Source organism: Marinobacter sp. EhC06 (assembly GCF_001650915.1).
Classification (GTDB): domain Bacteria; phylum Pseudomonadota; class Gammaproteobacteria; order Pseudomonadales; family Oleiphilaceae; genus Marinobacter.
In genome coordinates this window covers 45476-63840 of record NZ_LXYO01000037.1, presented here as the reverse complement: position 1 = coordinate 63840, position 18365 = coordinate 45476, and the positions used below count along the sequence as shown (strand labels likewise).

Genomic DNA, 18365 nt, shown 5'->3' with positions numbered 1-18365 from the left:
CCTCTAAAGTTCTTCCAGAGCCGTGAGCGCATCACTGAGCTTGGTCACCGGAATCACCTTCATGCCGTCGATGGCCTTCCTCGGGGCATTGGATTTTGGCACCAAGGCCCGGGTAAAGCCGTGCTTGGCGGCTTCATAGATGCGTTCTTGGCCGCTGGGCACCGGGCGGATTTCGCCAGAGAGGCCCACTTCTCCGAAGATCACCAGGTCCTGGGGTAGGGCGCGGTCGCGGAAGGAGGAGACGATGGCGGCCAGCAGGGCCAGGTCGGCGCTGGTTTCGTTTACCTTTACGCCGCCAACCACGTTCACGAACACGTCCTGATCGGACACGTGCATGCCGCCGTGGCGGTGCAATACAGCAAGGAGCATGGCCAGCCGGTTCTGATCAAGGCCAACCGCGACCCGTCTCGGGTAGCCGCCCTGAGCCATATCGACCAGAGCCTGGATTTCCACCAACATGGGGCGGGTACCTTCCCAGACCACCATCACCACGCTTCCCGGGGCCGCGTCTTCGCCGCGGTTCAGGAAGATCGCGCTGGGGTTCTTCACTTCCTTCAGGCCCTGCTCCAGCATGGCGAACACGCCCAGCTCATTCACCGCACCGAACCGGTTCTTGATGCCACGGAGCGTTCGATAACGACTGTCGCTGGAACCTTCCAGCAGGATCGAGCAGTCAATCATGTGTTCCAGGACTTTCGGGCCTGCCAGGCTGCCGTCCTTGGTGACATGGCCGACCAGGAACAGGATGGTGCCGGTCTGCTTGGCAAACCGGGTCAGGTAGGCTGCGCTTTCCCGCACCTGGGAGACGCTTCCAGGAGCGGACTCGATATCCGCCATGTGCATCACCTGAATACTGTCTACCACCAGAATCCGGGGTTTTTCCGCCTCGGCCACCTGCATGACTCGTTCGACACTGGTTTCGGACAGCATTTTCAGGTCTTTGGTGGGCAGGCCCAGCCGCTTGGCGCGCATGGCGACCTGTTGCAGGGATTCCTCGCCAGTCACATATAAAGCGGGGACGCTTGCAGCGAGATGGCAGACGGCCTGGAGAAGAAGGGTGCTCTTACCGGCGCCCGGGTGGCCTCCCATAAGCACGGCAGAGCCTTCCACCAGTCCGCCGCCCAGGACTCGATCGAACTCCTGCATGCCGGAGCTGATGCGGGGCTGCTCGGCGAGGCTGACGTCGTCCAGGCTTTGAACCTCGGATAAACTGCCGGCAAACCCCTCAAAGCGGGCACCGCGGGCGCCCTTGCTGTTGCTGCTGACACCGCGGACTTCGCTGATGGTGTTCCAGGCCTGGCAAGCCGTGCACTGGCCCTGCCACTTGGAGTAGTCTGCACCACATTCGGTGCAGACAAAGGCGGTTTTGGTTTTTGCCATGAGGGGTAGTTGCCTGATTGTTCGTCGGATTACGGCTTTGCCTAATCCGACCTACGGTCTGGTTCTGGCGTTTGTAGTTTGTAGGTCGGATTAGGCCCGCAGGGCCGTAATCCGACAAAGGGCCTTACGCAAGCTTCTTGTACTTCATGCGCTGGGGCTGCATAGCAGAGTCACCCTTGCGCTTCTTGAAGTCCTCATCGTACTCAGTGAAGTTCCCCTCGAAGTACACCACCTCGCCATCATCCTCGAACGCTAGAATATGGCTGGCTACACGGTCAAGGAACCAGCGATCGTGTGAGATCACCAGGGCAGAACCGGGGAAGTTCAGCAGGGCTTCTTCCAGGGCCCGGAGGGTTTCCACGTCCAGATCGTTGGTCGGCTCATCCAGCAGCAGCACGTTGCCGCCCTGTTTCAGCAGCTTGGCCAGGTGCAGGCGGTTGCGCTCACCGCCGGACAGGTCGCCAACCCGCTTTTGCTGGTCGCTGCCCTTGAAGTTGAAGCGGCCAACGTAGGCCCGCGATGGCGTCTCGTAGTTGCCAACCTTGATGATGTCGTTGCCGTCGGAGAGTTCCTCCCAGACGGTTTTGCTGCCGTCGAGGTCGCGCATCTGGTCCACGTAGGCCAGTTCCACGGTTTCGCCGACGGTAATGTCACCGGAGTCCGGCTTGTCGAAACCGGCAATCATCTTGAACAGGGTGGATTTACCGGCACCGTTACCGCCGATAATGCCTACGATGGCACCGGGCGGTACGCTGAAGGACACGTCTTCATACAGCAGGCGGTCACCGAAGGACTTGCTGATGCCGTCCACCTCGATCACCTTGTTGCCCAGCCGTGGTCCGGGCGGAATGTAGAGTTCGTTGGTTTCGTTGCGCTTCTGGAATTCCTGGGAGCTCATCTCCTCAAAGCGGGCCAGACGGGCCTTGCTCTTGGACTGACGGCCCTTGGCGTTGCTACGTACCCACTCCAGTTCCTGCTTGATGGCTTTCTGGTGAGAAGCCTCCTGCTTGGACTCCATCTCCAGGCGCTTTTCCTTGTTCTCCAGCCACTGGCTGTAGTTGCCTTCAAACGGAATGCCGTGGCCACGGTCCAGTTCCAGGATCCAGCCGGCGACGTTGTCGAGGAAGTAGCGGTCGTGGGTGATGGCGACCACGGTGCCTTCGTAGTCGTGCAGGAAGCGCTCGAGCCAGGCCACGGATTCGGCATCCAGATGGTTGGTGGGCTCGTCCAGCAGCAGCATGTCCGGGCCGGACAGCAGCAGACGGCACAGAGCTACCCGGCGGCGTTCACCACCGGAAAGAACGCTGACTTTTTGATCCCAGGGTGGAAGACGCAGGGCGTCCGCGGCAACTTCCATCTTGCGCTCAATATCGTGGCCATCGGTGGCCTGGATATAGGCCTCCAGCTCGCCCTGCTTCTTGGCCAGGGCATCAAAATCAGCATCCGGTTCGGCGTAGGCTGCGTACACCTGGTCCAGTTCGGCCAGGGCGTCGTGGACGCCGGAAACCGCCTCGTCGACGATCTCCTTGACGGTTTTCTCTTCGTCCAGCTCCGGCTCCTGGGGCAGGTAGCCCACGTTGATGCCGGGCTGCGGACGGGCTTCACCGATGTAATCCTGGTCTACGCCCGCCATAATGCGGAGCAGGGTGGATTTACCGGCACCGTTGAGGCCCAGAACGCCGATCTTGGCGCCGGGGAAGAAACTCAGTGAGATGTCTTTCAGAATCTCGCGCTTGGGCGGTACCACCTTGCCCACGCGGTTCATGGTGTAAACGTAAGAGCCTGTTTTACCGGTTTTGTCACTTTTCGACATAGTCTGTTTCGCCTTTAAGTTAGTTATCATGCGGCTTTGAGGGAGATGATAAGCGCTCAAAGCAGAAAAACAAAAAGTTAAGTTTTTCTTGCGCATTCCCCTGTTCGTTACTATGCTTAAAAAAGTCACGTTTAAGGGAAGTACAATGTGGGTCATCAAGTTATCGAGCAAGTGGTGAATGCTGCGCGAAGAAAGCTGCTTGTGCAAGACCTCATCCCCCTCTACTACCCAAATCTGTACGCAACATTTGAACTGTCAGGCAAGGCCCTCGAAACCACTAAAAAGTATCTTGAGCACTTGGCCGTGTTCGAGGGCTTTCTCGCTTTCTCATCCATCGATTTGATTTCCCGCCTAGAACAGCGTCCTAAGTCAAACTACCTGACGGACAGCGAAATTTCTCGGTTTGTGTCAGACGCAGGGTTTCTCAAGGAAACCTTGGCTAAGAAGTATGCGGGTATGCGCTTGCATCCAACTGCATACAAGTCGGTTGGTAAGGTCCATGCGAAACAGCGCCTTGAAGCAGTGCGTGATTACCTGATTTTCCTATACGACAAGCTCGGTGATCACTCCACGCGATATGAAGCGGTTGACGACGTTCGGCGGCGATTCAACCGCAAGATTAAAGCGGCGAGTCCAGGTTGGAAAAAGACGCGAATTGATGAGATGAAAGGTCTCACAAGTCAGGAGCGGGATCGATTGTTAGAAATCATGAATCCTAAGAGTGCCGAGAACCCATTCGCAAATGACGCAGTTAAACTACGTAATTACATCATTTTGCTGCTAGGCCTCGATATGGGGTTGCGCCGTTCTGAGATGCTTCTGATCAAGACCAGCGATATTCATTGGCACAGTCGTCAGCTAGCGGTGGTCAATCTTGAAGATGAAAGCCTCGACCCGCGCAAGGTTGCACCGCAATTCAAAACCCACGAGCGAATGCTGGAAATGAGCGGTGACCTAGATGAAGCGATCAATGAATATGAGGCGAAATATCGCTTCAGAATTACCCATAAAGGTTCATCGCAGGCGAGAAAGCACCCGTTTTTGCTAGTGTCTCATAGACGGAATGAAGGCAAGCCTATGAGTATCAAAGCGCTGGATGGCGTTTTCCCCCGGGTCGGAAAAGTAGCGCCTGATCTGGCTCACATCCACCCTCATATTTTGAGGCATGACTCGGTCTGCACGATGCTCGAAAGCATGCGTCAGGAACTTGAACAGCTAACTCCAGAGGATCGCACAACTCAAGTTCAAAAGACCCTCACGTGGATGTTTGGGTGGAGTCCTGAATCGAGCATGCCAGGTCTCTACGGAGCGAAGTTTTGGAAGGAAGAGACAGATAAAGCGATGAAGAAGCGCTCCGATAAGTTTAAGACGGTCCGTCAGACTGTTGAGGACAGAATTCGAAAAGGTGTTGTGAAGTGAGTATTTCCGTCGATTCACTCCAAGCGCCAACGCAGGAGACTCTCGATGCTTGGTTGAACACGCCACGCCTCGCTAGATGTGGGAAGTTTTTCACGCCGTCTGAACCGATGTGGCGGCCTGATAGAGCGCGTTGCGGTGTTGTTAATTGGCAAGCTGCAATTGTCTGTGTCTCGCCCGAATGGCAGCGTTGGTTACACGCCACCTTGGCATACCGGATGGCAGATGTGTCACAGGGGACTGTTGAAATCGTTGCCAGTGTGCTGTCGAGGTCTGCGCAGGCAGGGCTTAATCCCCTCAATGAGGACCACCTGATCGATCTGCGGGAACGCTTTAACGTCGGGGAATTTGCCTGTCTTTTTACTTTCATGGAGTATTGGAAGGACTGCGAATCCGTCGAACAGAGACCCATGCAATCCCTGATGGATGCCTACAACTCGCTGCCAAGGAAAAAGCACTCCAGCAAAGATGTCGTTCTCAGTTTGGACCCTGAAAAAGGTCCTTTTACGCAGGTGGAGCAAGACGCACTGCACCAGTGGATGCATGGGCAGTTTTGCCATGGTCAGTTAGATCCCGAGCAGTACCTTTACTTGCGACTGCTGATGATTTATGGGCAGCGCCGCGTACAGATGCGCATGATGGTTTTTGATGATTTCATCAAGACTGATCAGGGCCACAAGGTCAGGCTCTTCTGGGCGAAGCAACGAAACGACGATGCGGGTTGGCGAGCAAAGGCTGAGATGTTCAGCCTGGATGAGGATCTTTATACCACCGTGCAGGCCTATAAGGCACTTATCTTGGCCCGACTCTGGGAGGAATATCCGGATCGCGCCAATTGGGATAAGGCTATCAACCATGTGCCCCTTTTTCGACGTAAGTTAGAGTCTTCCGGCTATAGATCTAGACTACCAGTTTTGATCGATCTCCCCAACCAAAAAGCACTGGAAAACGCGCCGCAACCGGAGTTTCATGTTTCAGAAGGCTCGATAAGAGCTTGGGCTCAGCGTGCCGAGAGTATGGCTGACTTTCCGATCTCGCATCGTACGCATCAGCCACTTAAGATAAGTCGAGGTCATCGGTTCAAGTATACCCTCGGCACGGACCTCTCCAATGCAGGGCTGGATGAGTGGTCGATAGCAAGAGCACTGATGCACAGCAATACTCGGACAGTACGAAAGTACCGAGCGGTCTCCGCCGAGTTGATGAATTTTATTGACGCGAAGATGAGTGATCATCTCGCGTTGGTTGTGGGTGCGTTTACCGGCACCATTGTGGCGGACCGTGCCTCAGCGAAGAACGGGGATCGAGTGGATCGGCAGATTGAGGATCTGGCCGTTTGTGGTGCCGATTCAGCCTGCAACCTGGACGCGCCCTTTACCTGTTATGGTTGCGGTAAATTTCAGCCGCTTCTGGAGGCCGATCACGCTGCCGTCCTTGAACGGCTGGAGCGTCGTCGGGCGCAAACCATTGCCATGGACAAAACCACAGGTGTGCTCTGGGATCGCGCCATTCTGGCTTGTCGTAAGGTTATTCTCGACTGTCGGGCCCTGCGCCAATCAACCAGTTCAGTGGAGGGTGACGCATGACTAATATCGTCGATTTTAAGGCGAAGAGTCACCTGAGTGCTGAAGCGCAGTTAAATGCGTTTATTGAGTGGGCAAAAGAGACCCTTCCAAAGGGTATTCCGAACCTGGTTCACGACAGTATTCGCTGGGAAGCCAGGAGCTGGCACTCTCATGGTGTTCGGAATTGTGCCTTCACGGTTTGGAAATCGACCCGTAACACTTCCACTGAGATGCTCCCTCCTTTCGTAGACTTCGCCAAGGCAATGACCGTGTACCGCCGTGTGTATCTGACAAAGACATCGGCACGTACGTGGATCGACCCCATAAAGGCCCTCGAGGTCGCACTGGTTGAGGTGAGCGGTACGCGGGATGTGACGCAGGTTTCAGCAGCTGTATGCAACCGGGCCTGCGAGCACATGAAAAACCACTGGACAAACGGCGATACCGCATACAGGTGCAGTAAGGCTCTTGAGGCGATCATCACCCTGATGAGGGAGAAACAACTGCTAAAGTCGGCTTTTCGGTGGACCTCTCCGCTTAAAGTAAAGACCCGTGGCACGCTTAAGCAACAAAAAGCGGATCGTAAACATAAGCTTCCCAGTCCTGAAGCGATAAAAGCCCTGGGGGAGATTTTTAATAACGATTTGACCAGCCCACTGGATATTGTCGTGACATCCGCGTGTGCTCTTTTGCTCAGTGCGCCCAGTCGCATTGGAGAGTTGGCGGATGTTGAACATAATTGCGTGGTCTTCAAAGAAGACGCTAAAGGCAATCGGCGCATGTTCTTGCGTTGGTACGCTGAAAAGATAAACCAGCAAATCCTGAAACCTGTTGTTAAACCTGAGATGGAATTGGTCGTAGAGCGTGCTATTACGCTGCTGGAACCGATTACCGATGATGGGCGGGCCTACGCGGCTTGGCTGGAAGATCATCCTGAGCAGTTTCCACCGCATGAAGGTCTGCCGCAAAAGGGGGCCAATGATCCGCTTACCTACGCAGAAGCCTGTGCAGCGTTGGCATTGTCAGTCCACGAACGCTCGAACCCGCGAGGAGTTTTCAATCGAGTCTTTCTGAAGCCGCTTGAGAAGCGAAAGGCGCTTAGCCCAGCCGCACGGGCGATATTGGAGGAGGTGCGTGAGGGGTGGGATAACAGTCGGGGAAGGGCAATCTACGTGAAGGGCAAGTTAGGGTGTCAGGCGTTTGAGTTTAACGATAGGTTTGTGATTACCCTTCACAAACTTAATGTTTTGATGCGTGAAAAGTACCTGCCTAAACATTTCCCCTACACCACACTCTATACAGAGGGCAAAGCTCGGGTGAAGTACCGTGATGCGCTTTTCACCGTTCGCACGGGAACTCTGCCTGATGAAACGAAGATCGGCTCTGGAGAGAAAAAAGATTTTGGCGTGGAAATCGCTGCTAATCAACCGCGCATCTCTATTCAATTGGCAGGGAGATCAGGCTGCTTCAACTCCAGTATCTTTGAGCGCTATGGCTATCTCGGTTTGAAGGTTAATACGCATGCTTTTCGCCACGAGCTGAATACAGAGATGCATCGAGCAGGCCTGTCGCAGCTACTGATTGACGCATTCTCCGGGCGCACGACGATGGGGTCTGTCTACAACCATACGACCATCGAGGAGCGCACCCAAGCGGTCGCGGCCTATCACCCCAAAACGAAGCACAGCAATGCCGCTCAGAGGCTGGAAAAGGTCAAAACAAATAAACCTTTGAGCCTCAGTGATGTGAGGGATCTAAACGAGACAGAACAGGACCGAGTCATCCATCAGAGCCACGTTGGGATCTGTGTTCACAACTTTGAGGCTGAGCCCTGCCCGAAAATGGGGGCATGCTTGACCTGCGGGAAACTCGGTTGTGTCAAAGGTGATGATGTGAAGCTCGCCAATCTCAAAGAAGAGCGTGAGGACCTTAAACGCCGCTACGACAAGGCGCTTGATGCGCAGTCTCGCGATATTTTTGGGGCCTCAGAGTGTGCTAAAAAAGTGGGCATGGATCTCTATAAGTGTGACGCGCTGATCCGAACCCTGGAGAGCCCTGAACTCGAAAACGGCGACATCGTGTGGAATGTGGACAACGGTTGGACACTGACAAACAATGCGGCAGCAATGGCAGGGCTGATCGATGCCAAAGTCATCGAGGCAGAGACTGAACAACAGACGTTACCGTCGTTGGATGATCTGTCGGCCATGTTAGCTAAGATCGAGGCATAAAGATGGGGCATTTAACGCAGAAGGATGAAAAGCGCATCATCAAGATAATTGAGGAATGGTCTGAACCGAAACTGACCTGGCCTTTACTCGTCGAAGCATGCAAAGAAAAACTTGGTATCAGTCGTGCTCGCCAGTCTCTGATGAAGCTACCCGCCGTCGATTTGGCGATGAAGAATCGCAAGGCTGCATTGAAAGCCCCGATGGAGAGGCCCGGCTGGGTGAGCGACATTCACGAGGCGAACGAGCGCATTAAAAAGCTGACTGAGACTAATCACAAGCTTATGGGCGCTCTTCGGGATATGCATGCGCGATTCCTGATCTGGCAGGCAAACGCCGATATGCATGGGTTATCGCAATCAATGCTTGAGCAGCCAGTTTCTCAGCTTCGGAAGAGAAACTGATTGAGTGTTGCAGAAATGCGCACACCGTGAATTCAAAGCCGATTGTCGCCCAATGCTAGGGAGGAAGTCAGTAATATCTCATGCTTGTCTCTTTAAGCGCGACGAAAGCCCTATGTTGCGTTGCGTTGCGCCCATTATCTGAACCCTGATAAAGATATTTTCATTTAACCTCAAAGCGACAAGTTATTGAGCGTAGAAAACGGTCGTTTGTTGGACGTCCGCGCCGCCAATTCAAAACGCAAGTTTTGGGCTTGTTTAATGACCAACAATCACGTACAACAATCTATGACCACAAAAGGTACCTTTTATGATCATAGGTTATGCGCGCGTTAGCACTCAGGATCAAAATTCCGAACTCCAAGTGGATGCCCTGGAAAAAGCAGGGGCTGAACAGGTCTTCCAGGAAAAATTTACCGGCAAGCTACGAGATCGACCTGAGTTGTCGCAGTGCCTGCGCACGCTGCGAAAAGACGATGTTCTAGTCGTCTGGAAACTCGATCGGCTGGCTCGGTCGCTTAAAGACTTGGTTGAGATCGTCCAGGATCTCCATGACCGAGAAATCGGTTTCAAATCACTGACGGAATCCATTGATACCACCAGTTCAGGCGGCCGCCTGGTGTTCCATATATTTGGTGCCCTGGCCGAATTTGAGCATGACCTAATTCGGGAGAGGACCATCGCTGGTTTGGAGGCGGCTCGGGCCCGAGGTCGAAAAGGTGGCCGAAAGCCAGCCATGTCAGACGCCGACGCAAAGAAAGCGGCAGCCATGTTGTCAGACCCGAACATCACAAAAAAAGAAGTGGCAGAACACTTCGGAGTGGTCAGAACTACCCTGAACGCTTCGCTTAACCGCCTGGAAAAAGGGTAACATCCCCAAAAATAATGCTGTATTGAGGAGTAGTTAGCTTGGAGCCTATTGCAGACCCTTCCGCTGTAACCGATTTCCTCAAGCGCTGGAAAGGCAGTTCGGGCAGTGAACGCTCAAACTTTCAGTCTTTCATACGTGATCTGTGTGCGCTCCTGGAACTACCGCATCCCGTTCCCGGCGAGGGGGATACCAGCCAGAACGCCTATGTGTTTGAACGGTTCATCGCATCTGCACGTGTCGATGGTAATACCGATAACCGTTACATCGATCTGTATCGTCGAGACTGCTTTGTTCTGGAAGGGAAGCAGACTGGGAAAGCTCTGGCGTCGAAAAGCCAACAGAATGCGATAAACGCAGCGGTAGCCCAGGCCGAACGTTACATTCGTGGATTGCCCCAAGAGGAGGTGGAGCATGGCCGGCCACCTTTCATCGTCATCGTAGATGTTGGTAACGCCATCTATCTCTACTCAGAGTTCACCCGAACGGGCGGTAACTACGTTCCTTTCCCTGATCCTCGGCATTTCGAGATCAAGCTGGAGGACCTTCATAAACCGAAGGTGCAACACCGGCTTCGCCAGCTATGGATGGACCCAGACAAGCTAGATCCAAGCAAGCATGCCGCAAGGGTCACACGCGAGGTCAGCACTAAGTTGGCAGAGCTGGCGAAATCTCTGGAACACAGTGGCTATGACGTTGAGCGGGTCGCCAGTTTCCTTAAGCGCTGCTTATTCACCATGTTTGCTGAAGATGTGGAGCTGCTACCCAAGTCATCATTCCAGGACCTGCTTGTCGAAATCAAAGACCGTAACCCCGAAGCGTTTCCCCAGGCTCTCAAAAGCCTCTGGGAAAACATGAATGCCGGGGGGTATAGCGAACGCCTGATGCAAACCATCAAGCGCTTCAATGGCGGCCTGTTCAAAAACATTGATCCAATCCCGCTGAACATTCAGCAGATTCAGCTACTCATAGATGCTGCTAAAGCCGATTGGCGATTCGTGGAACCAGCTATCTTCGGTACGTTGTTGGAACGCGCCCTCGATCCCCGGGAACGTCACAAACTGGGCGCCCACTACACCCCCCGGGCCTACGTTGAACGTCTGGTGATGCCAACTCTGATCGAACCGCTCCGAGAGCAGTGGGGAGACATTCGAGGGGCAGCCGAAACTTTGTTGCGCCAGGGGAAAACCGATAAGGCTTTGCAGGAAATCCAAGCCTTCCACTACAAGCTTTGCGAAACCAAAGTCCTCGATCCCGCTTGCGGTAGCGCTAACTTCCTGTACGTGGCCCTGGAGCACATGAAACGACTGGAAGGGGAGGTTCTGGGCTTCATGTCAGAGCTGACCCAAGGCCAATGGGTCCTGGAGAGTGAAGGTCTGACTGTCGATCCTCACCAATTCCTTGGCCTGGAAATAAACCCACGGGCGGCCCAGATTGCCGAGCTGGTTCTGTGGATTGGTTACCTGCAATGGCATTACCGGCTGAGCGACCGCCTGGACCTCCCTGAACCAATCCTACGAGACTTCAAAAACATTAAGTGCCAGGACGCCCTGATAGAATACGAAAGCCGGGAACCCGAATTGGATGACAACGATGAGCCAGTGACCATCTGGGATGGCATAAGCATGAAAGTCAGTCCAACTACAGGGGAACTGATCCCCGATGAAACTGGGCGAGCCACCGTCTATAGGTATCACGATCCATGCCAAAGCGAATGGCCAGAAGCAGACTACATCATCGGAAATCCTCCTTTTATCGGAGATAAGGCGATGCGTCGTGCTTTAGGCACCGGATATGTCGATGCATTACGGCAAGTCTGGAAAGAGATTCCAGAGTCCACTGACTTTGTAATGTATTGGTGGCACATTGCCGCAGTAAAAGTTCGGGACGGAAGGGCTAACAGCTTCGGATTCATAACAACGAACAGCCTGCGTCAAACTTTCAACAGAAGAGTTATTGAGCCGCACTTATCTTCAGCAAAGAAACCTATTTCGATCTCCTTTGCCATACCTGATCATCCGTGGGTAGATAGTAACGATGGTGCTGCTGTTCGGATAGCGATGACAGTCGCCTCTGCAGGAGATAATTCCGGTACTTTGAAACAGGTTTACCAAGAAAATAGAGGTAATGATGACGCTCGCACCGTCGTAACGAAAACTCGAAATGGAAAGATATATTCAGATCTAACCATAGGAGCTAACGTAGCCGCTGCTGAAAAGTTGAAAGCAAATTCAGGGATTTCTTCTAATGGCGTCATGCTTGCTGGATCCGGATTCATTGTGAATAAAGAGCAAGCCCAATACCTTGGTCTCGGAACAAATGAAGGTATCAACAGAATCATCCGAAACTATCGTAATGGACGGGATTTGGCTCAGCAACCAAGAGGCGCCATGGTCATCGACCTTTTCGGGATGGAGCCAAGTGACATCCGCATAAAGCATCCTGCGATCTACCAATGGATAGCGGATAGGGTAAAACCTGAGCGCGACAATAACCGGCGAAAGAAACTGAAAGAGAAATGGTGGCTTTTTGCTGAACCGAGATCCATGTGGAGAACCGCTAATGCAGGACTAAATAGGTTTATAGCTACAGTTGAAACTACCAAACATAGAGTCTTTCAGTTCCTTGAATCTGACATTCTTCCAGATCACATGTTGATCAATATAGCGACAGATGATCCTGCAATTCTTGGAGTTTTATCAAGCCGAATACATGTTGCTTGGTCACTTGCAACAGGCGGCACTTTGGAAGACAGGCCGCGATATAACAAGACTCGATGCCTTGAAACATTCCCGTTTCCAAACCCGACGTCAGCCATAGCTCAGCCAGTTGGGAGTATTTCTGAGCACATTGACGCCCACCGAAAACGTCAACAAGCAAAGTATCCTGATCTAACCCAAACCGGCATGTATAACATTTTGGAAAAATTGAGGGCTGACAAAGAACTCAGCGAGAGTGACAAGGATATCCATCAGAAAGGCCTTGTCTCCATATTGAGGGAACTCCACGACGATCTGGACCGTGCCGTTTTCGAGGCCTACGGCTGGTCAGACCTGGCCAACAAATTGGTGGGCCGGCCTGGTGCAACAACTCCCCTTCCTGATAAACCGGCTGACCAAACGGAAGCCGAGGAAGAACTGTTGATGCGGTTGGTCGAACTCAATAAGCAGCGTGCCGAGGAAGAATCACGGGGCATCGTTCGCTGGCTGCGTCCGGATTACCAGGCCCCCTATGCCGTGCAGACAGAAGTCGACATTGCGCCCAAGGCAGCTGCGGCCAAACCCGAAGCCGCCCCCAACAAAGGAAAAGCCACTTTCCCAAAAGCCATCCCCGACCAGCTCCGGGTGCTCCGAGAAGCATTGGCCGAACGTTCCCACACCACGGAAAGTCTAGCCGAGCTATTCAAACGGAACCCCAGGAAGTCAGTTGAAGAAGGCCTTCAGTCACTAGCTGCTGTCGGTATTGCAGAGTACGAATCGGAAACCGGAACCTGGCATACAATATGACTCTATGACAGATTTCACGTCGCCCCCAAACAGTTAAGGAGATCAGGTGGAGCTCAGCGCATTCATCGTGAGCCTCGTCGCAGTTATCATTGCGACGACCTCAACACTGATTAGTTATCTGCTGTTTCGTGACGCAAAGGATCCTCACGTTGTGGTCTATGCTGATCCAGACTTGAAGCGACCATCGATCATCAATTTAATTATTGAAAACACTGGTCGCAGTGCCGCATGGAACGTTTCTTTTCAATCAACCAAGCCTGTGCCTCAAGAAGCTTTTGGCATTGAGAATGCCCGCAAACCAGCCTCGATGAACCGCGGTCCTATCGTTAATGGAATTCCCTGCCTAGGGCCTGGATCAAGGCGTGTCATTACTTGGGGACAGTTCGATGGCATTCGCCAGGGAATTGATGGTGACTACCTCGACATAACCTCAACGTATCAGAGCGAACCGTCACTTGCCTTCTGGAAACGAGCCCATCAAACCGTATCCAGGATCGACATCCAATCCTTTGAAAACTTCAATGTTAGCGACCGGAACTGGGACAAGAAAATAGCGGAGCAGTTAGAAGTAATTGCATCTGAAGTGAAAAGACTCCGAGCGAAGCCTGAGAATGCTCTACGGGTGATGCCCATAGAGCGACAAAGTCACGAACCTGAGTAGAGGACCTGAACTGCGCATAAGAACCGAACTATGGTAAAACTGCGCTGCCGATCCGAGTCTTCTTTTGGAAAGTGTCAGCCGCTGGATGACGACTGCTATGCTAGGCTCCAAGGTCAGTGGGATCACTCCTCAGCTTGGATATACTGCACGAGCATTCGACCAAATGTCGTGACACTGAATCGGTTACCCTTCTGTTCGACAAGCCCAAACCGCTGCAGGGTCTGCTTGTAGCTCTCCTGGAGCGCTGCCTTGGCCATTTGTTCAGGAGAGGCCCCCATTGTTTTGCTTGCCGGTTCCAATATTTCTGGGTGCTGCTTCACCCAATCTTTATGGGGCCCATCTCCAAAGACCGGATTCATAGAATAATAAATCAACCAAATGATCTCCGGGTCTGTTAGTTCTCGGTAGATATTGAGTAATTTCCGGCTTTCTTCATAGCGCAACGCTTCGGCTGACAGGGCCTTGGCAACCAAGCGTCCAAGACGCTCTTTGCGTTCTGCAGATACTGCCCTAGATGCTTGGACGCAGCCTTCCTCCAAGAGATCCAAACCTTCCTCGGTTTGAAGGTGTTGCTCAAATGTATCCAGTCGCCCGTGAATGCTTGCGACTTCGGAATCAAGCTGTTTCAAAAAAGCAACCATCCGCTCCAAGCGCAGGTCCGGAATGATGGCCGTCATCACTTCAGAAATGAGGGTTCCGACACCTGGAAGCGCGCCAGCAGCGCTGTTGGCGATACTTACCAACTTATCCCGTCTATTGGAATCCAAAGTTTTCTGGTCGATATTGCTCATAATTCTGTTATCGATTGTGACAAGCGTTAGCGCAGAAGAAACAGCCATCCACATTGTCATATTTTTGTCGGGCCGCTTCGAGAGCATCTTTGCATGATGAGAACATGCCCAAATAGGTCCGGTTCAGAATTTCAGGCATGAATTGGCAACCCTCTTTATGCACCTCATGCTCACCGGTGCTTTGTGGGTTGTCGTTTGCGTAATAGTGTTCCACTGATGCCTCCTTGGCTAAACGGTGTCCCAATCCAGAGTAGACAGCTTGCTACTATTTCGCCAGATTCGGCCCTGCCTTGCGTACGCCAGATCATCCCCACAGCGACCCGAAGAACCGAATTCCGTTGTATATTACTCCTATGACCAATAGCGTCAGAACACCCACACATTGCTATCGCTAATATAGGAAAAGAAAGCGGTTGCTCCCGGCACATTCTAAGCGTTAACAAATAGTTACTTAAATAATTTTCCATTTTGACATTTGCTGTCGATACTTCACTGAGTTCAAATTACGCTGCAATCTTGTGTCATCACGTATGTTCATCGGCTTTCGAGGCATACTCGACAAAAATAATCTTTATTCAGAGCGGGGATCGTCCTCCAGTACTCATCTCAGACTTGTTCTGTGATTGCGCGTCAAGGGCTTTCTGAGAAGAACCCCATCTGTCAGCAGAGCATCGCACTATGAGTGACATTGAATTTTCTTTGCTGGAAGCGCAGCAAAACATCCATGAGTTGATTGCCCAGCAACACCCGCTGGAGCAGACGCTGGACGCCATAGCTGACTGGGTCGGCAGCATGATGCCCGGCGCACTGGTTTCCATCATGCAGTTTCATCCCGCCTCCAACAGCCTCAGCCTGATGCCCAGTGACCGATTCTCGGATCGTTTTTACCAGGCCATGCAGGATATTCAGGTGGCTGAGAATATGGGTACTTGCGGTACTGCGGCCTTTACCCACCAACCGATAATCACAGACAACATTCAGAAGGATCGCCGCTGGACGGGCTTCCATGAGATTGCCGAGGCAGAGGGTGTTCGTGCCTGCTGGTCCATGCCGATTCTCACCTCGAAGAACGAGCTCCTGGGCACCTTTGCCACCTACTACCGCGCTCCAGCCACCCCAACTGCAGGTGCTCAACGCAACCTAGCAAGGGGCGCTGCCCTGGTTGCCCTGGCCATTCTTCGACACCGGGATGCTGAGATCCATCGGACCCTCTCCGAATGGCATCGGACCCTGTTCGACAACCATCCAGACGGTGTATACACGTTCGACCTCGATGGTCGCTTCCAGAGCTGTAACGACGCACTGGAAAGAATTTCCGGCTATTCGGCCGATAGCGTGCACGGCCTTCACTTCAATCTTTTTATTGAATCTGATTACCGCGCAGAGACCCAAGCGGCATTCAACAGAGCCCGAAACGGTGAAACCATCACCTACGAAACTATGGGCACTCACGCCTCCGGCCACCCCTACTTCCTGGAGGTTACCAACTTCCCGGTCACCATCCAGGGCGAGATCGTCGGCGTCTATGGTCTTTGCCGGGACATTTCCGATCGCAAACACCAGGATGCGGACCTGCATCTGCTCAAGCGCGGCATTGAAGCAAGCCCGAACGGTATGCTGATGGTGGACGCGCGAAGCCCAGACATGCCGGTGGTCTATGCTAACCCCGCGTTCACTGAAATGACCGGTTATGAGCACCACGAAGTCATTGGGCGTAACTGCCGTTTTCTTCAGGGAGAAAACACCGCTCCGGAAGCGCTCGAAACCATACGGCGGGGGCTGCATGACCAAGCCGAGGTCAATGTCGAACTGATCAATTACCGAAAGGACGGTACGCCTTTCTGGAATCACCTTCGGATCAGCCCAGTGTTCGACCATGATGGCCTGTGCACTCATTTTATTGGCACTCAGCAGGATATTACCTACCAACGGGAGCAGGAAGCCCAGATTACCTACCAAGCCACCCATGACCTACTCACTGGCTTGCCCAATGAAGCCTCGTTTCAAGAGACGCTGCGTGAGTCACTGATTAAGGATGGTGGGCGTGGAGCGTTAGCTGCCCTGTATCTGGACCTGGACGGATTCAAGCCCATCAATGACGAACTGGGGCATCATGTCGGCAACCAGGTACTCATAACCATTGCCCGGAGACTGGTAGACCTAACGGCACCTGAGGCGACCGTTGCCCGGTTGGTTGGGGATGAGTTTGGTGTGTTGCTATCTGGGTACACAAACCGCAAGGAGGTCGTTCAACTGGCCGAGCGCATACTGGTACACCTTGCACAGCCAATTGACCTGGACGGCCAGATGATCCAAATCAGTGCCAGTATCGGGATCGCCTGTAACTGCACGCCTCTGGACGCCCCCCATGAATTGCTGCAGTTTGCAGACATTGCCCGGGAGCGGGCCAAACGGCAAGGCAAAAACACCTGGCAATGGCACAGTGGCCAGAAAGCCGAGCGCAGCCGGCACAGCGTGAACCTGAGGCATGATCTTCACGCCGCGCTAAAGGAAAACCAGTTTGAGCTCCATTACCAGCCCCTTGTGGACGCTGTCACGGGACGCATGCGCAGTGTTGAAGCTTTGGTACGGTGGCATCACCCTGCCCGGGGAATGATCTCTCCCGGTGAATTCATTCCCTTGGCGGAGCAGACTGGCCAGATCGTGCCCCTCGGCCTCTGGATTCTTAAACAGGCCTGCGTAGAAATAGCAGACTTTAATGCCCACCGAGAAAGGGGGCTACGCGTCGCCGTCAACATTTCATCGCTGCAGTTCGTCCGTGACGGCTTCCTGGATGACGTCCGCCGGGTACTGGCAGAAACTGGCCTTCCGCCACAGCTGCTGGAACTGGAAGTGACCGAAAGTGTTTTGCTGGATGGGGCGAAGCCTGTGATCGAGTTGATGGAAACCCTGAAAACTCTGGGCGTACGTGTGGCACTGGATGATTTTGGGACCGGCTTTTCCAGCCTGAGCTATCTTCGGGATCTACCCACTCACAAAGTAAAACTCGATCGAAGCTTTGTGGAGAAAACCACAACAGATCACCGGATTGCCGCTATCGTTCAGGGCGTGATCACCATGGCTCACCACATGGATATGATCGTGGTTGCGGAAGGGATCGAAACCCGGGAGCAGCAGGACGACCTGGCCCGCCGGCACTGCGATATCCTGCAGGGGTATCTGTTTGCCCGGCCAATGCCTATGGCGGAACTTAAAAAGTTGCCTGACCTCTTACCGGTGGATCCCGCGACATGACGATTCTGCATATACGTTGGCTTTAGCCAGGCTGCGGCTGAGCTTTGTCCAGTACGCCTGGCCCGCTTTGTTGCAGTCGCCTAGAACAGGAAGCGAGTCGCGCGTGAGAGGAAAGAAGTAGGTACTCGCTGCAAACGAACGCCACCAACTCTTGCTGCGCATAATCTGGCGTTATGGTGAACAGACTATAGAAGGGACGGGGCCAGGCCTCTCCCTGGCGCGTCACACCACTGGGCAGGTGTCGCGTTTGCCTGGCATCCGTGCCGGCGCTGAGGTTCGGTCCTATTGACTGAAATCCCAGACAAATAATACCACTCGAGAAACCTTAAGCTGTGCGAGATCTCGCATCGGCGTTTGAGAAATTGCCTTCTAAAGGGGAGTGCGCGGAAAAAATGAGAGGTCGTTTGCACACTAGTGTCGATGGTTTGCACATCGCTGACTCAGGTTTTTTCTTTGTCGTTAATCTCCAAGTAGCGCGAAT

11 protein-coding genes are annotated in these 18365 nt (G+C 53.2%); 8 read left to right on the top strand and 3 right to left on the bottom strand.

Features of this window, described 5'->3' with window-relative positions:
• Nucleotides 1-3: 3 nt before the first annotated feature.
• A complete protein-coding gene (gene radA / locus A8B84_RS20070) occupies nucleotides 4-1380 on the bottom strand; it encodes a DNA repair protein RadA (protein WP_064230257.1) in 1377 nt (458 codons plus the stop codon).
• A gap of 124 nt (nucleotides 1381-1504) precedes the next feature.
• Nucleotides 1505-3193, bottom strand: a complete 1689-nt coding sequence (gene ettA / locus A8B84_RS20065; protein ID WP_064230256.1) for an energy-dependent translational throttle protein EttA — start codon at nucleotides 3191-3193, stop codon at nucleotides 1505-1507.
• A 147-nt stretch (nucleotides 3194-3340) separates the two neighbouring features.
• Here ettA and A8B84_RS20060 point away from each other — a divergent pair, with 147 nt between their 5' ends.
• The 7 genes from A8B84_RS20060 to A8B84_RS20030 all read left to right on the top strand — a co-directional run bounded on the left by A8B84_RS20060 (nucleotide 3341) and on the right by A8B84_RS20030 (nucleotide 13838).
• Nucleotides 3341-4612, top strand: coding sequence for a site-specific integrase (locus tag A8B84_RS20060; RefSeq protein ID WP_064230255.1), 1272 nt, complete (start codon nucleotides 3341-3343; stop codon nucleotides 4610-4612).
• Nucleotides 4609-6195, top strand: coding sequence for a hypothetical protein (locus A8B84_RS20055; protein WP_064230254.1), 1587 nt, complete (start codon nucleotides 4609-4611; stop codon nucleotides 6193-6195). The genes A8B84_RS20060 and A8B84_RS20055 overlap by 4 nt, the downstream gene beginning before the upstream one ends.
• Complete coding sequence (locus A8B84_RS20050; RefSeq protein ID WP_064230253.1) at nucleotides 6192-8405, top strand: hypothetical protein; 2214 nt, start codon at nucleotides 6192-6194, stop codon at nucleotides 8403-8405. Before A8B84_RS20055 ends, A8B84_RS20050 begins: the two co-directional genes overlap by 4 nt.
• A 2-nt stretch (nucleotides 8406-8407) precedes the next feature.
• The gene (locus tag A8B84_RS20045) at nucleotides 8408-8806 is read left to right on the top strand and encodes a hypothetical protein (RefSeq protein WP_064230252.1); all 399 of its coding nucleotides are present in this window, start codon (nucleotides 8408-8410) and stop codon (nucleotides 8804-8806) included.
• Nucleotides 8807-9113: 307 nt separating this feature from the next.
• Nucleotides 9114-9674 (top strand): recombinase family protein, encoded by a 561-nt coding sequence (locus tag A8B84_RS20040; protein ID WP_064230251.1) that lies wholly within the window; start codon nucleotides 9114-9116, stop codon nucleotides 9672-9674.
• 38 nt (nucleotides 9675-9712) lie between these two features.
• Nucleotides 9713-13177, top strand: a complete 3465-nt coding sequence (locus A8B84_RS20035; RefSeq protein ID WP_064230250.1) for a class I SAM-dependent DNA methyltransferase — start codon at nucleotides 9713-9715, stop codon at nucleotides 13175-13177.
• Nucleotides 13178-13223: 46 nt separating this feature from the next.
• Nucleotides 13224-13838 carry a hypothetical protein gene (locus A8B84_RS20030; RefSeq protein WP_064230249.1) on the top strand — a complete coding sequence of 205 codons (615 nt, stop codon included), beginning with the start codon at nucleotides 13224-13226 and terminating at the stop codon, nucleotides 13836-13838.
• 122 nt (nucleotides 13839-13960) lie between these two features.
• On the opposite strand, the gene A8B84_RS20025 is transcribed toward A8B84_RS20030, so the two are convergent.
• Complete coding sequence (locus tag A8B84_RS20025; RefSeq protein WP_064230347.1) at nucleotides 13961-14629, bottom strand: hypothetical protein; 669 nt, start codon at nucleotides 14627-14629, stop codon at nucleotides 13961-13963.
• A 678-nt stretch (nucleotides 14630-15307) separates the two neighbouring features.
• Here A8B84_RS20025 and A8B84_RS20020 point away from each other — a divergent pair.
• Nucleotides 15308-17884 (top strand): EAL domain-containing protein, encoded by a 2577-nt coding sequence (locus A8B84_RS20020; RefSeq protein WP_064230248.1) that lies wholly within the window; start codon nucleotides 15308-15310, stop codon nucleotides 17882-17884.
• The last annotated feature ends 481 nt before the right edge of the window (nucleotides 17885-18365 follow it).